This is a genomic window from Hyalangium sp. (genome assembly GCF_035629615.1).
Classification (GTDB): domain Bacteria; phylum Myxococcota; class Myxococcia; order Myxococcales; family Myxococcaceae; genus Hyalangium.
The window spans coordinates 1-18,786 of record NZ_DASPHO010000636.1 but is presented as its reverse complement, the minus strand read 5'-3'; the positions used below and the strand labels follow the sequence as shown (position 1 = coordinate 18,786).

Annotated in this window: 19 protein-coding genes and 5 tRNA genes; 9 read left to right on the top strand and 15 right to left on the bottom strand. The window is 67.9% G+C overall.

The genetic code is table 11. The annotated features are described in order from the left end of the window. The 10 genes from VD972_RS32530 to VD972_RS32485 all read right to left on the bottom strand — a co-directional run. Positions 1-240, bottom strand: a 240-nt coding sequence (locus tag VD972_RS32530) for a GTP-binding protein (RefSeq protein WP_324983564.1), incomplete at its 3' end; no start/stop codon positions are given. A gap of 20 nt (positions 241-260) precedes the next feature. Continuing rightward, a tRNA-Thr gene (locus tag VD972_RS32525) sits at positions 261-336 on the bottom strand. 22 nt (positions 337-358) lie between these two features. Next, positions 359-434: transfer RNA gene (locus VD972_RS32520), tRNA-Gly, on the bottom strand. A 9-nt stretch (positions 435-443) separates the two neighbouring features. Continuing rightward, positions 444-527, bottom strand: a tRNA-Tyr gene (locus VD972_RS32515). A gap of 91 nt (positions 528-618) precedes the next feature. Then, positions 619-691, bottom strand: a tRNA-Thr gene (locus tag VD972_RS32510). A gap of 110 nt (positions 692-801) precedes the next feature. Next, positions 802-1,623, bottom strand: coding sequence for a 23S rRNA (guanosine(2251)-2'-O)-methyltransferase RlmB (rlmB, locus tag VD972_RS32505; RefSeq protein WP_324992680.1), 822 nt, complete (start codon positions 1,621-1,623; stop codon positions 802-804). Between the two features lie 5 nt (positions 1,624-1,628). Further along, positions 1,629-2,075, bottom strand: a complete 447-nt coding sequence (locus VD972_RS32500; RefSeq protein WP_324992679.1) for a hypothetical protein — start codon at positions 2,073-2,075, stop codon at positions 1,629-1,631. Between the two features lie 113 nt (positions 2,076-2,188). Then, complete coding sequence (locus tag VD972_RS32495; RefSeq protein ID WP_324992678.1) at positions 2,189-3,148, bottom strand: RimK family alpha-L-glutamate ligase; 960 nt, start codon at positions 3,146-3,148, stop codon at positions 2,189-2,191. Between the two features lie 59 nt (positions 3,149-3,207). Next, on the bottom strand, positions 3,208-4,467 hold the full coding sequence (cglB, locus tag VD972_RS32490) for an adventurous gliding motility lipoprotein CglB (RefSeq protein ID WP_324992677.1): 1,260 nt from the start codon (positions 4,465-4,467) through the stop codon (positions 3,208-3,210). Positions 4,468-4,632: 165 nt separating this feature from the next. After that, positions 4,633-5,025 (bottom strand): hypothetical protein, encoded by a 393-nt coding sequence (locus tag VD972_RS32485; protein WP_324992676.1) that lies wholly within the window; start codon positions 5,023-5,025, stop codon positions 4,633-4,635. A gap of 130 nt (positions 5,026-5,155) precedes the next feature. Between VD972_RS32485 and VD972_RS32480 the strand changes: the two genes are divergently transcribed. The 4 genes from VD972_RS32480 (at position 5,156) to hrpB (ending at position 10,191) form a co-directional block, all read left to right on the top strand. Further along, positions 5,156-5,791: a HEAT repeat domain-containing protein gene (locus VD972_RS32480; RefSeq protein ID WP_324992675.1), complete on the top strand. Its 636-nt coding sequence runs from the start codon at positions 5,156-5,158 to the stop codon at positions 5,789-5,791. A 64-nt stretch (positions 5,792-5,855) separates the two neighbouring features. Further along, positions 5,856-6,560, top strand: a complete 705-nt coding sequence (locus VD972_RS32475; protein WP_324992674.1) for an HAD family hydrolase — start codon at positions 5,856-5,858, stop codon at positions 6,558-6,560. A gap of 70 nt (positions 6,561-6,630) precedes the next feature. Then, on the top strand, positions 6,631-7,590 hold the full coding sequence (locus VD972_RS32470; protein WP_324992673.1) for a hypothetical protein: 960 nt from the start codon (positions 6,631-6,633) through the stop codon (positions 7,588-7,590). A gap of 33 nt (positions 7,591-7,623) precedes the next feature. After that, positions 7,624-10,191: an ATP-dependent helicase HrpB gene (gene hrpB / locus VD972_RS32465; protein WP_324992672.1), complete on the top strand. Its 2,568-nt coding sequence runs from the start codon at positions 7,624-7,626 to the stop codon at positions 10,189-10,191. Between the two features lie 3 nt (positions 10,192-10,194). Here hrpB and VD972_RS32460 read toward each other — a convergent pair whose 3' ends face one another. Next, positions 10,195-10,668, bottom strand: a complete 474-nt coding sequence (locus VD972_RS32460) for a GNAT family N-acetyltransferase (protein ID WP_324992671.1) — start codon at positions 10,666-10,668, stop codon at positions 10,195-10,197. 79 nt (positions 10,669-10,747) lie between these two features. On the opposite strand from VD972_RS32460, the gene VD972_RS32455 reads away from it, so the two are divergent. The 3 genes from VD972_RS32455 to VD972_RS32445 all read left to right on the top strand — a co-directional run bounded on the left by VD972_RS32455 (position 10,748) and on the right by VD972_RS32445 (position 13,991). Beyond that, a complete protein-coding gene (locus VD972_RS32455) occupies positions 10,748-11,938 on the top strand; it encodes an MFS transporter (protein WP_324992670.1) in 1,191 nt (396 codons plus the stop codon). A 13-nt stretch (positions 11,939-11,951) separates the two neighbouring features. Continuing rightward, positions 11,952-12,992 (top strand): hypothetical protein, encoded by a 1,041-nt coding sequence (locus VD972_RS32450; RefSeq protein ID WP_324992669.1) that lies wholly within the window; start codon positions 11,952-11,954, stop codon positions 12,990-12,992. A gap of 474 nt (positions 12,993-13,466) precedes the next feature. Then, complete coding sequence (locus VD972_RS32445; protein ID WP_324992668.1) at positions 13,467-13,991, top strand: hypothetical protein; 525 nt, start codon at positions 13,467-13,469, stop codon at positions 13,989-13,991. 68 nt (positions 13,992-14,059) lie between these two features. On the opposite strand, the gene fdxA is transcribed toward VD972_RS32445, so the two are convergent. From fdxA to VD972_RS32425, 4 genes are all read right to left on the bottom strand, one after another. Then, on the bottom strand, positions 14,060-14,401 hold the full coding sequence (gene fdxA, locus VD972_RS32440) for a ferredoxin FdxA (protein ID WP_324992667.1): 342 nt from the start codon (positions 14,399-14,401) through the stop codon (positions 14,060-14,062). Between the two features lie 90 nt (positions 14,402-14,491). Then, entirely contained in the window at positions 14,492-15,586 is a 1,095-nt protein-coding gene (asd, locus tag VD972_RS32435) for an aspartate-semialdehyde dehydrogenase (protein ID WP_324992666.1), read from the bottom strand. 30 nt (positions 15,587-15,616) lie between these two features. Then, entirely contained in the window at positions 15,617-15,991 is a 375-nt protein-coding gene (locus VD972_RS32430; RefSeq protein WP_324992665.1) for a rhodanese-like domain-containing protein, read from the bottom strand. 105 nt (positions 15,992-16,096) lie between these two features. Next, entirely contained in the window at positions 16,097-17,248 is a 1,152-nt protein-coding gene (locus tag VD972_RS32425; RefSeq protein ID WP_324992664.1) for an acyl-CoA dehydrogenase family protein, read from the bottom strand. Between the two features lie 125 nt (positions 17,249-17,373). Between VD972_RS32425 and VD972_RS32420 the strand changes: the two genes are divergently transcribed. Both VD972_RS32420 and tssI read left to right on the top strand, forming a co-directional pair. Continuing rightward, positions 17,374-17,448: transfer RNA gene (locus VD972_RS32420), tRNA-Cys, on the top strand. 149 nt (positions 17,449-17,597) lie between these two features. Continuing rightward, the coding region (gene tssI, locus VD972_RS32415) for a type VI secretion system tip protein TssI/VgrG (RefSeq protein WP_324992663.1) at positions 17,598-18,786 on the top strand (1,189 nt) is incomplete at its 3' end.

Here is an 18,786-nt window from a genome sequence, read left to right as displayed (position 1 = left end):
CACGTGCGCGTAGTGGCGAGCCTTCGTCTGGTACTCCACGTGTGCCGTGGAGATGGTGATGCCGCGCTCACGCTCCTCGGGGGCCTTGTCGATCTGATCATAGGCCAGGTAGGTCGCGCCTCCCGTCTTGGCCAGCACCTTAGTGATGGCGGCCGTCAGCGACGTCTTGCCGTGGTCCACGTGACCGATCGTCCCGATGTTCACGTGGGGTTTGGATCTGTCGAACTTCTCCTTGGCCATGACGCTCCTCTAAAGAGAAATGGAGCCCTGAACCAGGATTGAACTGGTGACCTCATCCTTACCAAGGATGCGCTCTGCCAACTGAGCTATCAGGGCTTGGAACTGCACAACAACGGGTTGGAGCGGGAAATGGGACTCGAACCCACGACATTCAGCTTGGAAGGCTGACGCTCTACCAACTGAGCTATTCCCGCATTGACCGATGGAGGGAGATGGATTCGAACCATCGAAGGCGTAGAGCCGGCAGATTTACAGTCTGCTCCCTTTGGCCGCTTGGGTATCCCTCCGTAAGCTTTCCTCAACAACGCCTGCGACTGCGTGCTTCTACCACCTGGTACAGCCTTTTCTTCCGGGCCCTCATCCGCGGCCCCGTCCTTTGGCCGGCGGCGGGACTTGAACCCGCGACCTACTGATTACAAATCAGTTGCTCTACCGACTGAGCTACACCGGCATTACTCCGGCTGCTACCCCACCCTGCCTACCCCTCCCTACGGCTACCGTCAACCACTCGGTGGCCGGCGTCGAAAGGCGGGCCCTTTTAGGGACCCTGGCCGTCCAAAGTCAAGGAGATTGATCCCCAAGACGGGCTCTGTCCGACACTCCCATACCCCGCTGGCGAGCGACCTCATACAGGAGGATTGCCGCGGAGACCGACGCGTTGAGAGAACCCACCTGACCTGCCATGGGAATCCGCAGGCGGAAGTCGCAGTGCTTGAGCACGCCTTCTCGCACGCCTGCTCCCTCGGCCCCCACGACGATCGCCAGCGGGCCGTCCAGGCGGGCCTTCCAGAGAGGCTCGGTCGCATGGGCCTCCGCTGCAGCAACCCACACCCCCGCCTCTTTCAGCTCCTCGAGCGCCCGGGAAATGTTCACCACCCGGGCGATGGGGCAGTGCTCCACCGCCCCCGCCGAGGCCTTGGCCACCACCCCCGTCACCGGCACCGCTCGGTCCTTGCCGATGACGACTCCGTGGGCGCCCAGCGCATGCGCCGAGCGGATGATGGCACCCAGGTTGTGCGGATCCTGGATGCCGTCCAGCACCACGATCAAGGGAGGCCGCCCGCTCTCCTGGGCAGCAGAGAGCACATCCGGTAGCTCGGCGTACTGGAAGCCACGCAGCTCTGCCACCACGCCCTGGTGGACGCCGCCTTCCGCGAGCGTTGCCAGCCGCTCCCGCGTCACACGCTCCACCCGGATGCCCGCATCGCGGGCGCGGCTGAGGATCTCCGCCGCGGCCCGAGAGCCGAGCTGTCCCTCCGTGATGTAGAGGCGCTCTACCTCGTCCGAGCGCACTCGCAGCGCCTCGAGGACGGGGTTCACTCCATAGACGTGGCGCTCGTGGCGCTCACGTTGCTCGGGGCCCCGGGGTGGACGATCTCGCATGGGGCCTACTCGACCTCGACCGGGATGGAGAAGGCCTTCTGCTGGCGGGCACAGATCTTCTCCGTGCAGATGAAGAAGGTGAGTTTCGCGTCCACCAGCCCCTTCCCCGTCACCGCCGCTGTGAAGGGCACCTCGAAGCGCGGATCCACGAAGGCTTGCCCCTCGGCCTTCTTCACCACCGAGTCTTCCCGGCCGAGCTGCTCCTTGGCAGGGGTTACCTGTGTCCCCTTCACCTGCAGCTTCAGCGGAGCCTCGTCCGACACATGCGCCCCCGCCTTGCTCTTGATCGAGAGCACGAAGACGCCCTTCTCCCCGGCCTTCACCTTGGCGGACGTGCCCTCGGTGCTGACCTCGTAGAGAGAGCTGGGATCCACCTCATCCGCGCGGGCAGGGCTCCAGGCAAGGGCGACCCACAGGGAGGCGATAGGGGCAAGACGACGCAGGTAAACCATGGAACGTTCTCCTCGGTAGGCGGGCCACCGTATAGCCACCCTTCCGACGCTCGGGGAGCCTTTTCTCTTCATCCTCTTCCTGTGGACACCTTCCCCGCAGGCCTCCCCGCTGCCTACCGGCGAGCTGAGCCCTTCTTACCCGCAGGTACGCCCGTGGGTGCCACACCTCCGGCCAGTTCCTGCTGATCCACTCGGGGTGCCCCAGCGACCAGCGCCTCGGCGCGCTCGATGATAGGCGTGGCGAGATCCATCCCCGTGGCGGCTTCCATGTCCGGCAGCGCCGGGGAGCTGTTCACCTCGAAGACCCTGGGCTGTCCCTTGACGTCCAGCAGATCCACCGCCGCCACCTCGAGCCCCACCAGCCTTGCCGTCCGCTCTGCCGTCACCCGCCAGGCCTCGGTCAGCTCGACGCCCTCCAGCCGCGCCCCCTTGATCAGGGTGTGGGACAGCCGCCCTACCCTCGGCCTGCGCTGCACCGCCGCCACCGCCCGGCCCCCGACCACGAGCACTCGGACGTCCTGGCCCGTGTTCTTCACGTACTTCTGCACCACGAGGTTGTGGCCAAGCCCCAGAACGGCCTCCAGCGCGGCCTCCAGCGACTGGAGGCTCTCGCAGACCATCACGCCGTGCTTCTCCTGCCCCTGCAGGAGCTTCACCAGCACCGGCACCCCACCGACGAGCCCCACCATCGCTTTGAGGTCCGCCGCGTCACGGGCCATCACCGTGGCTGGGATGTCGATGCCGTTGGCCGACAGCAGCTGCAGCGAGCGCATCTTGTTGCGCGACTGCGCGATCGCCTGGGCCGTGTTCATGAGCGGCATGCCGCGGATCCCGAACTGGTTCACCACCGCGAGCCCATAGCTGTTGATCGACTGTGCGATGCGCGGGATCACCACGTCACACGGCGGCATCTTCTTGCGCTTGTAGTAGAGGTTCGCGCTGATCCCATCCAGGTGCATCTCCACCCGGCCTGGGTTCAAGACACGCACCTGATGCGCTCGCGCACGCGCGGCCTCGACCAGACGCCGGGTAGACGGGATAGAGGCGGAGCGCGAGAGGATCGTGATCTTCATGGGCAGGGCGGCGCAACTCCTCTTAATCGCCGCCCCGCGCCGGGTAAAGCGACCTCGGGCTACTTCCGCTGGACCGCCCGGGCCTCGAGCTTGATCGGGTTGGCGTCCGTCGAGTTCAAGATCCGGGTGCAGGTGTCCCCGACGAACTGGACGCCCAGATCCGTGAGCTGCCAGGTGTTCGTACCCTCGTCCACTGCCTGATCATTCACGTAGACGACAATCAGGCTCCGATCCGAGGGAAGCTGAGACGGATCCAGGGCGAGAAGGCAGGGATCCGTGGTGCCCACCTTGTTGATGATCTCCGCGAGCGCGGTGGCCAGCTCCGCCTGGTTGGCGGCCTGGTAGAAGCGCCGACCGCACACCTTCGAGACCGGGTCGCACGTGTCGCCCGCACCGCAGGCATTGGCGTCCTTCGCACAGTTGCGTGCAAAGCCCCCCGCCTCGGCCATGGCGTTCAGCGTCTCCGGGCCAGCGCCCACGGCCGTCTCAGCGCCGAAGCCAATGACGATGGTCCGGATCTGCTTCTGCGACTGCAGCTCGGCGACCGCCGCCACGGAGGCATCCTTGTCCAGGCACCCCAACGGGCTGCTGCCGCATGAAGTCTGGGTGCACCGGCACGTCGTCTGGTTCCCCGCGTTGGGATTGGCGGCGTTGCAGTTGGGCAGACCGTCCGTCAACAGCAGGACGAAATCGTCGCGGTCCGTCCCCTGAAGATCCGTCTGTTGCCCCACGAACTTGAGGCTCTCGCTGGTGGGAGTACCACCCGAGGGCCCCCCCTGCCCGTTGATGGGCTTGTTCAGGATCTCATTCGAGATCTGACTGGCCGCGTTCTGGAGCGCCGTGGTGTCCGTGTCCTCCACCTGCGGGACCGGGATGCGAACCGAGCTCGAGGCCAGGCACTGCGTGGCAGTGGTCCCCGTAGAGGCCGGGTAGGTCGTCAGCCCCATGCGGGCAATGCTTCCGCTCGAGGTCAGGAACGTCGCCATGGCGCTCCGCAGCTCGCTCCAGCGCGTGGGACACCGACTCACGTCACAGTTGACGTTTCCTGGCTGACCACAGAGATCGTTCGGAGGCGTGCCGCTGGGATCCTTGCAGTCCGGATCCTCCGAGTTCACCGGCAGCGTCATGGAGCCGGAGATGTCCAGCAGCACCATCATGTTCGGCTTCAACGCCTTGGCCGTGATGACGTCGCCCACGGTCGTCTGCGCCAGGGCAAGAGGCTCCACTGGCTCGAAGTCGTACGTCTGACAGGCAGACACGAGTACGCCCCCGACAATGCCAACGGCGAGAGCGCTCAGAAGGTTCAGCTTGGCGCGCATACGGTGCTTTCTTCCTCAGGCGGGTTCCGGCACCCGCATCTTCAGGTTTCTTCCAGTGAAAACAGCCCGAGAGTAACCGGTCCCTCGGCATCGCGGCTACGGTCCCTGAGTCATACACCAGTGTTTCGGATCAGGCTGTCAAGTTCCAACCCAAGTTGAAGGCGCTCAAAGAGCAAGCGTGCGGGCTCCCTCCGTCATGCGCCACAGAGAGGCCAGCCCCATGACGTCATCCAGCGTACCCTCGAGCTCCTGTGGGATGAAGCCGCAGATGCGCACCGTGGTGTCGCACGCGATCAGCTTCGCACCGAGCGCCCGGGCCTCCTCGAGCATCCGTGTAGGCGTGGGCACCCCCATTCCTTCCGCTCGCGCGCTCTCCGCCCGCTCCTTCTCGCTGTGCGGCAGCCCGAACGTGCCGCGGACGAGCTGGCGCAGCGCATCGAAGGCAAAGACGAAGTACACTTCGTCCCCCATCGCCGCTGCGGTGATGCCCATCGAGGCCGCCTGGAACGCGGGTTCGTAGGTGGCGTGTTGCAGGAAGAAGAAGACGCGTCCGGCCATGTCGCCCGTGACCATACCGGCCAGCCGAGACGGTTCAAACTATCCGCTTTCAGCGAAAATCCCCGGGCCGGGTCGAGCCCGGCTTCCAGACGGCGTATAACCCCCGAGCGCTCGACCGGAGGAGCCTCGCATGCTGATGCCGACAGCCGCCCTCGGTAACTCCCGCACCGGCCTCGCTGCCTTGAGGCATGGGGCCGTCGTGCTCGCAGTGGCCCTCCTCTTTGGCCCAGGAGCTCCGCCCCAGGCCGCGCCTGCAGAGCCAGCCTCGCAGGCGAGCTCTCCCCAACCCTCCCAGGCCTTGCGGACCCAGGTGGTCTCGCTCCTCGAACAGCCGGATGCGCTTCCTCCCTATGGCGCGCGATGGCAGCCGCTGGGCCCCGGGGCGCTCGGAGTCCTCCAAGAGCTGGCCTCCAATCCCAAGATCCCTGCTGCCCAGCGTGCGCGAGCTGTGACTTCCATGGCCGCAGTCGACCACCCGCAAGCCGCTGACCACCTCCGCGTGCTGCTCGAAGACGCGAGCACCGCGCCTCCTCTGCGTGCCAGCGCCGTGATCGCGCTCAGCCTGCGCGCGGGCACAGAGGCCATTCCCACCCTCTTGCCTTTCCTTCAAGCCCCAGATGACCAGGTTCGCATCGCCGCCGCTCGGGCGCTCGGGCGCTTGGGTGGAGCCCAGGTTCAGCAGGCCCTCGAAGAGCGTCTCCCCTTCGAGCGGGAGCCGCTCGTCCGCGAGGCGCTCCAGCAGGGCCTCACGTTCCTCGTCCCCTGAGCGAACACCGGGAGCACCCTCCGCTCCCACTTCCGGGCTCGCTTCAGGCGGGTCCTTTCGTTAGATGGGGGCCATGCGTCCGACCGTGCTCCTCTTCGATATCGATGGCACCCTCGTCACCACCGGTGGCGCAGGGCGTCGCGCCATCTCACGCGCGTTCGAGAAGCTCCACGGCCGCCTCGACGCCTGTGAATCGTTCAGCCTGTCCGGGATGACCGATCGCGCCATTGTTCGCCAGGCACTCGGGCTCATCGGTGTGGAGGCCAGCCCCGAGGCCATCGACGGGGTCATCGACTGCTACCTCTCGTTCCTCGACGAGGAGGTGAAGCGGACCGAAGACCACCACTACTTCGTCCACGCGGGCATGCGCGAGGCCGTGGCAGAGGCCCGCTCCCGCTCCGGCGTCGCCGTGGGGCTCGGCACTGGCAATGTGCGCTCGGGCGCGCGGGTGAAGCTCGAGCGAGTGGGGCTCTACGATCAGTTTGGGTTCGGCGGCTTCGGGTGTGATCACGAGGACCGTGTGGAGCTCATCCGACATGGAGCCCGCTCTGGCGCCCAGTTGCTGAACGTACCCTTGGAGACGTGCCGCGTCGTGGTCATCGGGGACACCCCCAAGGATGTCTCTGCGGCGAAGGGCATCGGCGCGGTCTGCATTGGTGTCGGTACCGGTCAGTTCACCCCCCAAGCGCTCATCGAGTCAGGCGCCGACTTCGCCTTCCCGGACTTCACCGTGCCAGGAGCGATCGAGGCCCTCCTGCAGGATCGCTGACCCCTCGCACGCCTGCTCCGAGGGACCTTGGGTGTGGTATCTCCCCCACCCTCCCGAGGAGCCACACCGCATGTCGTTGTCCACTCTGGAAGCCTACGATCTCATCCGCTTCGCTGAGGCGTTCGAGGCGCGCCTCGTCACCGCCAGTGACACGCTCGCGGACAAGGAGGGGCTCGAGCCCGAGAAGGAGTGGATGGCCACCGCGCTCAAGCTCGTCCGCACCGCCCTGGCCACCGCTCCCGCGCTGATCGAGCGCGCCAAGGACCTCCCCGAGCTGGAAGAGGCTCGCGAGGAGTTCTCCTTCCTGCAGCAGAACCTGTGGGTCGATGCCCTGGAGAAGCTCCACGCCGGCATCACCTTCTGTGCCAGCAGCCGCGCGCCCGTCATCGAGGCGCTCTTCCCTCACCTCAAGTTTCCCCAGCTCCGCCGCGCGACCCCAGAAGCCGTCAACGAGTTCGCCGCCGCGTACGAGCGCCGCCTCAAGTCCAGCTACGTCAGCCGCATCTTCGCCCACGACGACTACTCCTTCGTCCGCCCCGTCGTGGACCAGGTCGCCCGCTCCTACGCCACGTGGCAGGCGAGCCTCTCGCCCGCGAACCTGTCTGACAGCCAGACAGCTCCGCTGCGCGCCGGGCTCATCTCGGTAGGCTCTCGGCTGGATGTCGCCGTGCGTCAGGCGCGATCGCTCGCCGAGGCCGCGCTCGTCCCGGTGCCAGGCACCTTCGACTCCACCGGCCTCACTGCCAAGCCCAAGCGACGCTCCGGACGCGGTCTCCCGTTCGGCTTCGAGGACTCGACCGGCGAGCCCTCTTCCGAAGAGGCTGACGGGGATCCGGATCTCTCGGACATCGAGTCCTCGGCGCTCCCAGAGGACGACGCCTCAGAGCCACCCGCTCGATCGCCCGCTCCACTGCCGGCCGAGGAGCCCGCTTCAGCCGAAGCGCCTGCGGAGACTGCTCCCACCGAGACCAAACCCGCCCGCCGTGGACGCAAGAAGGCCGAGCCCAAGCCTCCCCCTGAGACGGCCTGAACGCCGCAAAGCCCCGCGTTAGAGACCCCGGCCATGCCCGAAGTCGCCCTCCCCATCGACTCGCTCCTGCCCGACATCGTCTCCACGATGCGCGAGGCGCGGTCGCTCGTGCTAGAGGCGCCCCCCGGTGCCGGAAAGACGACCCGAGTCCCCAGAGCACTCCTGCAGGCCGGGCTCACACGAGGCAAGGAGATCATCGTCCTCCAGCCGCGGCGGCTGCCCACCCGCCTCGCGGCGCAGCGCGTATCGGAGGAACTGGGCGAGCGCGTGGGCGACACCGTCGGCTACCAGGTCCGCTTCGAGGATGTCCGCGGCCCCAAGACCCGCCTGTCTTTCGTCACCGAAGGCGTCCTCGGCCGCCGTCTCCTCTCCGACCCGGAGCTGCGCGACGTGGGGATCGTCGTCCTCGACGAGTTCCACGAGCGACACCTCTCTGCTGACGTGTCCCTGGCGATGCTCCGCCGGCTCCAGGAGGGAGCGCGGCCCGACCTCAAGCTCGTCGTCATGTCCGCGACGCTGGATGCCGAGCCCATCCGCGCGTACCTGGGTGGCTGCCCCCGCCTGCGCTCCGAGGGCCGCCGCTTCGACGTGACCCTGGAGTATCTGCCCACCGCGGACGATCGGCACCTCGATGCCCAGGTGCTCTCCGCCATCAAGCGCGTCTTCGCGGCCGGGCTCGATGGGGATGTCCTCGTCTTCCTCCCTGGTGCCAACGAGATCCGCCGCGCCCGCGATGCCTGCGCCGAGTTCGCCGAGCGCCACGGCGTGGATGTGCTCCCGCTGCACGGAGACCTGCCCCCCGCCGAGCAGGACCGCGCAGTGCGCCGCAGCTCGCGCCGGAAGATCATCCTCTCCACCAACGTGGCCGAGACCTCCGTCACCATTGACGGCGTCGCCGTGGTCATTGACAGCGGAGTGGCCCGCGTTGCGTCCCACTCGCCCTGGTCCGGCCTGCCCATGCTCAAGCTGGCCAAGGTGAGCCGAGCCTCCGCCACCCAGCGCGCAGGCCGCGCAGGCCGTACCCGCTCCGGCCACTGCCTGCGCCTCTACACCCAGCACGACTTTGACGGCCGCCCAGAACAGGATGCCCCGGAGATCCGCAGGGTGGATCTCGCGGAGACCGTGCTCGCCCTGCGTGCCTCGGGCGTCCGGGACCTGGCCTCCTTCCCTTTCTTCGAGCCGCCCCCCGCCGCAGCCCTCGAGGCCGCAGAGACGCTGCTGCGCCGGCTCGGTGCCGTGGACACAGAGGGCAGCGTCACCGAGATCGGCCACCGGCTCCTGCGCTTCCCCGTCCATCCACGCCAGGCTCGCATCATCGTCGAGGGCGAACGCCGGGGAGCTGGCGCCGACGCAGCCGCGCTCGCCGCGCTCATGGGCGAGCGGGACATCCGCCGCGAGGCCCGCGCCAACCTGAGCGGCCCGGGCCGTTCATCCGCCCTCGTCAGTGGTCCCTCGGATCTGCTGGAGCTCTTGGAGCGCTTCCGTGAGGCGGAGCGCGCGGACTTCGCCTCCGGGCGCCTCCACTCGCTCTCCCTGGAGCCTGGCGCAGTGCAGGCCGTGGACCGGGTGCAGCGGCAGCTCCGGCGCGCGGTGAAAGACAAGGGCCCACGCCCAGGATCCCCAGAGGCCCGGGAGCAGGCGCTCATGCTCAGCGTGCTCGCCGGCTACCCGGACCGTGTGGCGAAGCGGCGCAGGCCTCGGGCTTCGGAGCTCCTCCTCTTTGGAGGTGGCACCGCCACGCTCTCCGAGCTGAGCGTCGTCCAGGATGCCGAGCTGATGGTGGCCGTCGACGCCGAGGAGCGCCCCGGCCGCGGCGCCGTCGTCCGGCTGGCCAGCTCCGTAGAGCCCGAGTGGCTCCTGGACCTCTACCCGGATGCATTGGAGGAGTTGGACACCCTTCAGTGGAACGCCGAGGCCCGCCGCGTCGAGCGCATCACCCGGCTGGCCTATGGCAACCTCGTCCTGGAGGAGACCCGCACGCCCGCGCCTCCCTCCGAAGAGGCGGCCAAGGTGCTGGTAGAGGCGGCGCTTGCCGCCGGTGCGGAGCGCTTCGCCGATCCCGAAGCCTTGACGCAGTGGCGCACCCGCGTGGCGCTCCTCGCAGAGGCCTTCCCCCAGGCGGGCTTCCCCACCGTGGACAACGCCTTCCTGCGCGACTCGCTCGCGTCCCTGTGCTCCGGGGCCCGCAGCTTCGCGGATCTGGAGGGCGTGTCCCTGCTGGATGCCCTCAACGCGCGCCTCACCGCCGAACAGGCACGGCTGCTCTCCAACCACACCCCCGAGCGCGTCACCCTGCCCGGTGGCCGCGGCGTCAAGGTCCACTACGAGCCGGACAAGCCACCCTGGGTAGAGTCCCGCCTCCAGGACTTCTTCGGGCTGGCCCAGGGCCCCAGCGTCTGCGCCGGCCGCGTGCCGCTGGTGCTGCACCTGCTGGCGCCCAACATGCGCGCCGTCCAGGTGACGACGGACCTCGCCGGCTTCTGGGAGCGACACTACCCGGCCATCCGCAAGGAGCTGTGCCGCAAGTACCCCAGGCACAGCTGGCCCGAGGACCCGCGCCACGCGCAGCCCCCGGCCCCCCGAGGCCCCCCGAGGCGGTGAGCCTCAGAGCTTCTTCTGCATCTCCAGGTGCTCGATGCCGCCTTCCATGAAGACGGGGCCCAGCGCCTCATAGCCGTGCTTCTTGTAGAACTCGAGCGCGAACAGCTGCGCGTGCAGCTTGATGCCGGTGACGCCCCGGCGCTTCGCCTCCTCCTCCAAGCCCTGGAGCAGCTTGGAGCCCACACGGGCCTTGCGCGAGGACTGCAGCACCGCCATGCGGCCGATCTGCGCCCACGTCCCCGACTGGCCCTCTGGAGACTGCAGCAACATGACCAGCCGCCCCGTCCCAATGGCATGGCCGCCCTGGAACGCGAGCACGTGGTAGGCCTTCGCGTCCTCGGCGTCTCGCTCGATGCCCTCGGGGACGTGCTGCTCCTCGATGAACACCACCTCGCGGATGGCCAGGGCCTGGAAGAGCTCCGCCTCGTTCTGGATCGGGCTGATGATGACGGGCTGAGGGGTCGCCGAGTCGGGCATGTCCCCAGCAAGGTACACAAAAGCCTGCAGCGCAAACAGTCGGAAAAGTGCAGGGCTGTGATAAGGGCCCGGCCTCTCGATGACCGCTCCCCAAACCGCCGGGCGGCTGCCGCTCGTCGGCTTCTACCTCCTCTACTTCGGTACCGTCGGCATCACGCAGCCCTTCCTCCCTGCCTACCTGCGCTCGCTCGCCCTCTCCACGACCGAGGTAGGCCTGCTGCTCGCGCTCGCGCCCCTGGCCTCCCTGATCGCTCCCCCCCTCTGGGGACACCTCGCCGATCGCACGGGCCGTCTCAGTCACGTCCTCACCCTGCTCGCTGTAGGTGCCGCGCTCTGCTTTGCCCCTTTGCTGCGCGTGGAGCACTTCCCGGCACTCCTGGCGACGCTGGGCGCCTTCGCCTGCTTCGCCTCCTCCATTACCCCCATGGTGGACAGCCTCGCGCTCAACCATGTGGCCCAGACAGGTGGCACCTTTTCCCACCTGCGCCTGTTCGGATCGCTGGGCTTCATCCTGTCCGCCACCACGTTCGGCCTGGTGGTGCGGCAGGTGGATCGCTCCGCCATCATCGTGGCCGTGACGCTGCTGGGCGCGTTGGCGGCCTGGAGCCTCACCCTGCGCTCCCAGACCCCGGCCGGCGCGACGCCCCACCCGTTGGCGGGTCTGCGCCTGTTGCGCGACAACAAGGACCTGCGGTGGCTGCTGGCCGCGACGGCCCTGCACTGGATGGCCTGCACGCCCTACAACGGCATGCTCGCCATCCATGTCCTGGCGCTCGGCCTGCCTCCTTCGGTGGTGGGCCTCACCGCCGGTCTGGGCGTAGCGGCGGAGGTAGCAGCGATGCTCCTCTATCCCCGCTTTGCCGAGCGCATCGCACCCCGGCACCTCCTGTGCATTACCTTCGTCCTGAGCGCGCTGCGCTGGGGGGGCATGGCGCTCGTCTCTTCCCCCCTCCTCCTCGTCGCGCTCGCGCTGCTCCATTCGATGACCTTCGGCGTCTTCTACGTCTCCAGTGTGGCCTTCATGGCGCGCCGCGTGCCTCAGCACCTGCGCGCCTCCGGACAAGGCCTGTTCGCCGCGGTGACGTTCGGCGTCGGAGGGCTCATTGGGTTCGCCTCCTCCGGGGCCGGCTATTCGCTGCTCGGAGGCGGGCATGCCCTCTTCGCCGTGGCCGGCGTGCTGGAGCTCGTCGCCGCCATGCTCGTACTCCAGGCCTCCCCGGCGCGCAGCCCTGCCTCTCAACCGGAGATCATCCAGCCCCCGCCCCCGTGATACCCTGGGGCCGATGCGTTCCGCCTTCCTCGCCCTTGCTCTCGGACTGCTGTCCCTGCCGGCCTCTGCCCAGCTCTTCAACCAGGGTGCCCCCCCGGTGTTCAAAGAGGAGGAGCTGGACAAGCGCTTCGCCAAGTCGAAGGTCCACCAGGTGTTGCTCAAGGGGACCAACGATCCCAACTGCGTCCAGGTCGTCGGCGGCCTGCTGACGCTGCTGGGGGAGACCGCCCCCTACTTCCACAAGCGAGACGAGAACTTCTATCTCGATCCCATGCTCGTCCAGGCGCTGAACACGCAGCTGACCAACCAGCGCTTTCCTGGCTCCACCTACTTCGTGGCCATGGTGCGGCGGGTGCTCATCGATCGGAAGCTCCCCCAGGACTGGCTCGACACCGCAACCGCGCTGTCGCCGTACTACCCGGTGATGGATGTGGCCAAGCTGCGCCTGCTGGCCGACGGCGTGAAGCCGGTGGACAGCTTCATGCTCAACCTCCCCTTGCTGCGTGAGCGCTATGTGACGGAGGTGGTACGCGCCAACAGCACCGCCGCCAGCACCGCCGACGCCATGTTCCGTGACACCTATGTCGATCGGGAGGTCGTCTTCGGCGGGCTGGAGTTCATCGACGCCGCGCTCGAGAAGAAGAAGAAGATCAAGAAGAAGCGCGGCGCGCCGGTGGCAGAGGAGCCTCCCGCCATGATCGCCCGGCTCGTCTGGTACCCGCCCAACCCGAACACCGGCCAGTTCCAGGCCTTCGCCATGCCCGTCGAGAAGCCCAAGGGGGTGACCATCACCGCCCGACTGGCCGAGAAGCAGTTCGTGAACATCGATCAGATCCCCAAGGGCACCCGCCTGCTCGTGCGGGGCCGGCTGTGGGAGTACAAGAAGGGCATCACGGACGTAGAGGTGCGTGAGGCCCTCCTCTTCCAGGATCGAGACTGGTCCCAGGGCGCTCTGCTCGCGGATCCGAACGCCACCGCCGCCTGCCCCGTGGCGTACAACGAGCTCACGGGGATGGCCCCCTCGCAGCCCGGCGGCTTCGGCCACCGGCGCTGAGCACCGTCTCCGCTCCCGGACGGTCCGTCCACCGCGCGGACCGGTCCACCGCAGGCTCCCAAGGCGGAGCCCCTGGCATGATCCCTGCTCCTGCCTCGGCTGCACCCCAGCCGTGAGGAGTTCATGAAGGTCGACGGTCGCGATCATCCCGAGTCAGCCAAGCCCCCTCCTGCGCCCGGCCAGTTCCAGCAGGTCCTCCAACGAGCCGGAGCGTCCCCCCCTCCCCAGTCGTCCGCAACACCGGGTCCTCCGCTCCTCCCGAGCCCGGGCAAGCCCAGGCCCCGGCTTCCCTTGCCTCCTGCAAGCACCGCGAGACCTCCTGCGAGTGCCGCGAAGCCTCCTGCGCTCGCCGCACCGCTTCCGGCGCGTCCCCCTCGCCTTCCCGGCGCTGCTGCCCTCGGGAGCAACCCCGTCCTCTCCACATCTCGAAGCGCCCTCTCCAGCCCGGAGAACCTCGGTCAGACCCGCCAGGCCATGCATGGCGAGGCCCTCCGGCTCCAGGGCGCTCGCACCGAGGCCCAGGCGATGGCTCAGGAGAAGACGGAGCACCGCCTTGCCGAGCTGATCTCCCGGGAGCTGGCGCGCGAGCTCCGGGCGGACTCCTCGCCCCTCCTGCCGGCTCGCAGCGCTCCTCCGCCTCTCGCGTCCTCACAGGGGCCTGCGTCCGCGGAAGGCCTCCCAGGCGCCGGAGAGTCACGTCCCGCGGCAAGCGTGGCGAGCACACCCCCTCCAGAGTCCCCGGATCCGCAGCTCAAGGTCGAGGCGACCCTGCAGCTCATCGAGAAGATCGAGCTCTTCATCCAGTCCCAGCGGCCCGCGCTGCGCATGAGTCTGGGCGGCCCTCTGTCGGCCGTGGTGGAGGTGGAGCGCACGGGCCCCCGCGAGGTGGCGCTGCGCATCCAAGGGCGCCAGGGGCCCCTGGCCCCGGAGGATCTCGAGCGCATCCGGGAGGCCCTGGAGGCACGAGGGCTCCGACTGCGCTCCCTGCGCGCCGAGTGAGCTGGAACACAGAGGGCCCTCACGCCTGGAGGCGGAGAGCCCTGGTGCCCAGCATGCTGTCAGGGTGGCTACTTCTTGCTGCCCGGGTTGGTGCTCAGCAGGGGGCGCTTGCCCTGCTTGTCCTTGTAGTCCTCGGCCTCGGCCAGCGGCTCCTTCTTCTCCGCGATGTTCGGCCACTTCGTCGAGAAGTCCGCGTTCAGTGGCTTGAACTCCTTCCACTTCTCGGGGAGCTCTGTCTCCGGGAAGATGGCCTTGGTGGGGCATACCGGCTCACAGGCCCCACAATCGATGCACTCATCCGGGTGGATGACGAGGAAGTTCTCCCCCTCGTAGAAGCAGTTGACCGGGCACACCTCGACACAGTCGGTGTACTTGCACTTGATGCAAGGCTCGGCGACGACATAAGCCATCGATGATTCTCCTCAGCGCGGACCGTCCAGCGGCAGCGCACACTAAAAAGTTTTATCAGGGGCCGCACCTGAATTCAGGGTGCCTGCTCCTCAGCCCAGCAAGCCCTGAGCCTTCATCAGCTCCGCGACCAGGATCGCGCCCTTGGCCGCTCCCATCTTCGTGTTGTGGGAGACGAGCACGTACTTGAAGCCGTTCTCCAGCACTCCGTCCTCGCGGACCCGGCCCACCGTCGTGGCCATGCCACCGTGCGTGTCCCGGTCCAGCCGAGGCTGAGGGCGGAAGGGATCGTCCAGGACTTCAATCCACCGCCCCTGCGGCGGGGCAGACGGGAGGCCGCGCGACAGCTCGACGCCCTTCCACTCGCGCATGGCGGCTACCACCTCGGCGACGGTGGCCTTCTTTCCCAGTGACACGAAGACGGACTCGGTGTGGCCCTCGAGCACCGCCACGCGGGTGCAGGTGCAGGAGACCTTCACGTCATGCGAGGAGAGGGACGCCCCATCCGCCTGCAGCGCCCCGAGGATCTTCTTCGTCTCCACCTCCACCTTCGCCTCCTCCTTGGGGATGAAGGGGATGACGTTGTCCAGGATGTCCAGGCCGATGACGCCCGGGGAGCGCCCAGCGCCGGACATGGCCTGGAGGCTCGTCATGAGCACGGCCTTCAAGCCAAAGCGCTCGGCCAGCGGCGCCAGGGTGATCGCCAGGCCGGTGGTGGTGCAGTTGGGGATGGGGACGATGAAGCCCTTGAAGCCGCGGCGGCGCTGCTGCTCGCGCACCAGCGGCGCGTGGGCGGCGTTGACAGGCGGGAGCAGCAGCGGCACGTCCGCCTCATAGCGGAAGGCGCTCGCGGCCGAGAAGACGGGGATGTCCTTGGCGAGCCGGGGCTCGAGCTCGCGCGCCACATCCGCCTCCACCGCGGAGAAGGCGATGTCGTAGTCCTTGCCCTTCACCTCGTCGCCGCTGATCACGGGCATGCGGGCCAGCTCGGCCGAGAGCGGCTCGGGGACGAACCACGCCGTCATGCCGTTGGCGGTGCGCAGGGCCTCCGCATAGGGCTTGCCCGCCGAGCGGGGTGAGGCCGCAAGGCCGGTCAGTTCGATGAAGGGGTGGTTCTGGAGAGCGGCAATGAACTGCTGGCCCGCAAGGCCGGTGGCACCGATCAGGACGGCGCGGAGCTTCGACATGGTGCGTTATCTCCCGTGACTCGGCGCTGCTTACCACCGTTCAGCGGCTGCATGCGAGCCGTTCAGCGAGGCCATGCGGCAGAGGTGCCGTTCGGTCGGGAAGCCCTCGTTCACCCAGCCTTGGATGCCCCCGTCCAGACAGACAGCGTTGCGCCCTCGCAGCAGGAGCAGGCGGCAGAGCCGGAGTACATCCTCCCAGTCCTCCTCACAGCCGCAGAGGACGATCAGCTCATCGTCCGGAAGGATGAACAGGTCCCGGGCCACCTCCTCGGGGGTCATCCGGAGCGACCCGGGGATGTGGAACTCGATCTCCTCCCAGCGAGCCGGCGAGCGGCAGTCGAGCACGAGGACATCGTCGTCCCCAAGCCTGAGGTAGAGCTCGGCGCAGGGGATACGAAGCTCCATTGGGGACCTCCACCGCGAGCCTTCCTCTTGAAGCAACCTGGAGTGTGAGAGGCCTCTTCCACGGTGCTCGCCCGCCTGCCCTCCCGGCGGCCTGCGGCCGGGGCCCTACAGCCCGAGCTGCTTGGCGATAATCTCGTTCATCACCTCGCTGGTGCCCCCGCCGATGGGCCCCAGCCGGGCGTCGCGCCAGTGGCGCTGGATGTCGTACTCCATCATGTAGCCGGCGCCGCCGTAGAGCTGGAGGCAGGCATCCGCGACGCGACAGGCCGTCTCGGTGGCGACCTTCTTGGCCATGGAGGTCTGCGCCACGGCGAACTGGCCTGCCACGTGGAGGCGCAGCGCGTGGTACGTGAGCTGACGCGCGCACTCGAGCTCGGTGAAGAGGTCCGCCAGCTTGTGGCGCACCACCTGGAAGTGGCTCAGGGTCTGGCCGAAGGCCCGCCGCTCCTTCACGTGGGCCATCACCTTCTCCAGCATGTCCTCCATGGAGCCGAGCGCCCCCAGGGCCAGGGAGAGGCGCTCCCACTGGAAGTTGCCCATGATCTGGTAGAAGCCCTGCCCCTCCTGGCCGAGCAGGTTGCCCGCGGGGACACGGCAGTCCTCGAAGAAGAGCTCGGCGGTGTCCGAGGCGCGCCACCCGAGCTTCTGCAGCTTGCGCCCCACGCCAAAGCCCGGCGTGCCCTTCTCCACGATGAGCATGGAGAGACCCTTGTGGCCGGCCGCTGGGTCCGTCTTCACCGCGCACACCAGGAAGTCCGCGCGCACGCCGTTGGTGATGTACGTCTTGGAGCCGTTGACGATGTAGTGGTCCCCGTCCCGCACGGCGGTGGTGCGAAGGCCGGCCACGTCCGAGCCAGCGTCAGGCTCGGTGATGCCCAGGGCGCCGATCTTCTCGCCGCGGATGGCGGGTGCGAGGAAGCGCTGCTTCTGCTCCTGCGTGCCGAACAGGTGGAGGGGTCCGGTGGAGATCGTAAACTGCGCCGCCAGCCCCGCGCAGACACCGCCCGAGCCGCAGCGGCCCAGTTCCTCCAGGAGCACCGCCTCGTACAACTCCCCAGCAGCCGAGCCGCCGTACGCCTCCGGGTACTTCAGCCCGAGGAAGCCCAGCTCGCCGAAGCGCGGGAAGAGCTCTCGTGGGAACTCTTCTCGGGCCTCCCACTCCTTGGCGAAGGGGAGGATCTCCTTCTCGATCACCGCGCGCACCGTGCGGCGGAAGGCCTCGTGCTCCTCCTGGTACAGCCCATAGCCGTGCAACATCCGCGAACCCCTCTCCAGCGGGCAGGTGTGCCCGGAGTGATGGTAACGGAGGACAAGGCAGCGGGGCGTTGTTGCTTCCTTGACCCGGCCGAGGTGGCCTGCATATAAAACCGTCCCGTTTTCGTGGCGCCATAGCCAAGTGGTAAGGCAAGGGTCTGCAAAACCCTCATTCCCCGGTTCGAATCCGGGTGGCGCCTCCAAAAGTCCAGGCCCGATGCGACGCACTGCCGCATCGGGCCTTCTTTTTGGCACCGGGCAGCCACCCGAGAGGACGCGTACCGCTTTGGTGGTACAGCCCTGGGACGTGCGCTCGGCGTACCTTGCTTGAGAACAGGCAAGGGAGAGCTGAATGGCCCGCACGAATACGCCTGCGTTCTCGCTCCAGGTGGGGCCACACGCGGCGTCGTCCCTCGTCGTCACCCGCTTCTCGGGTTCGGAGGCGATCTCACGGCTGTACGATTTTCGCGTCGAATTCTTTGAGAAGGACGCCCAGTTGCTGGAGCTCGCTGAGCTACCAGGCACGCAGGCGTTGCTCACCCTTCAAGTCGGGGATGCACCCGTGCGCTACGTGCATGGGTGGGTGCGGCAGACGGAGCTGATGGGGCGCATCGGAGGCCGCTGGCGCTACCGGGTGCAGGTAGTGCCGAAGCTGGAGCGGCTCTGCCAGATGCGCAAGAGCCGCATCTTCCAGGAGCTGGCGGTGCCCGACATCGTCAAGAAGGTGCTGGGAGAGGCCGGCGTGGAGCACCGCTTCGTGCTCAGCGGCTCCTACGCACCGCGTGAGTACTGCGTGCAGTACCGCGAGTCGGACTTCGACTTCATCTCGCGACTGCTGGAGGCAGAGGGCCTCTTCTATTTCTTCGAGCACGCCGAGGGCAGCCACACGCTGGTGCTGGGAGATGGAAAGAACGCGCACAAAGCGCTGCCGGGCGGGGAGACGCTTCCGCTGAGGGACGCGGACCAGCGGGCCTACGACGAGGAGTTCATCTCTCGGATGGAGCGCGTCCACCGGCTGCGGCCCGGAGCGGTCATGCTGCGCGACTTCAACTTCGAGAAGCCGCCGCTGGATCTCTCGACAGCGAGCGACAGCGCGGAGGGCGTGCCAGAGCTGGAACTGTACGACTACCCGGGTGAATACGTAGTCCCAGGAGTGGGCAAGGCGCTGGCGAAGGTCCGGATGGAGGAGAAAGCGCAGGGAGCCCAGACGTGCATGGGGCAGAGCGTGTGCCCACGGCTGGTACCAGGTGCCCTCTTCGAAGCGGAGAACCCAGGGGACGCGACGTTCTCCGGGAAGTACCTGGTGGAAGGGGTGGTGCACTCGGGCCACCAGCCGGACACGCTGGGGAACGCGGAGACGCTGGGAGGCGTGTACCACAACGACTTCCAGTGCCTGCCTGAGGCAGTGCCCTTCCGGCCCCCCCGGGTGACACCCCGGCCGCACATTCCAGGGTTGCAGACAGCCACGGTGGTGGGGCCGGCGGGGGAAGAGATCCACACGGATCAGCACGGGCGCATCAAAGTGCAGTTCCACTGGGATC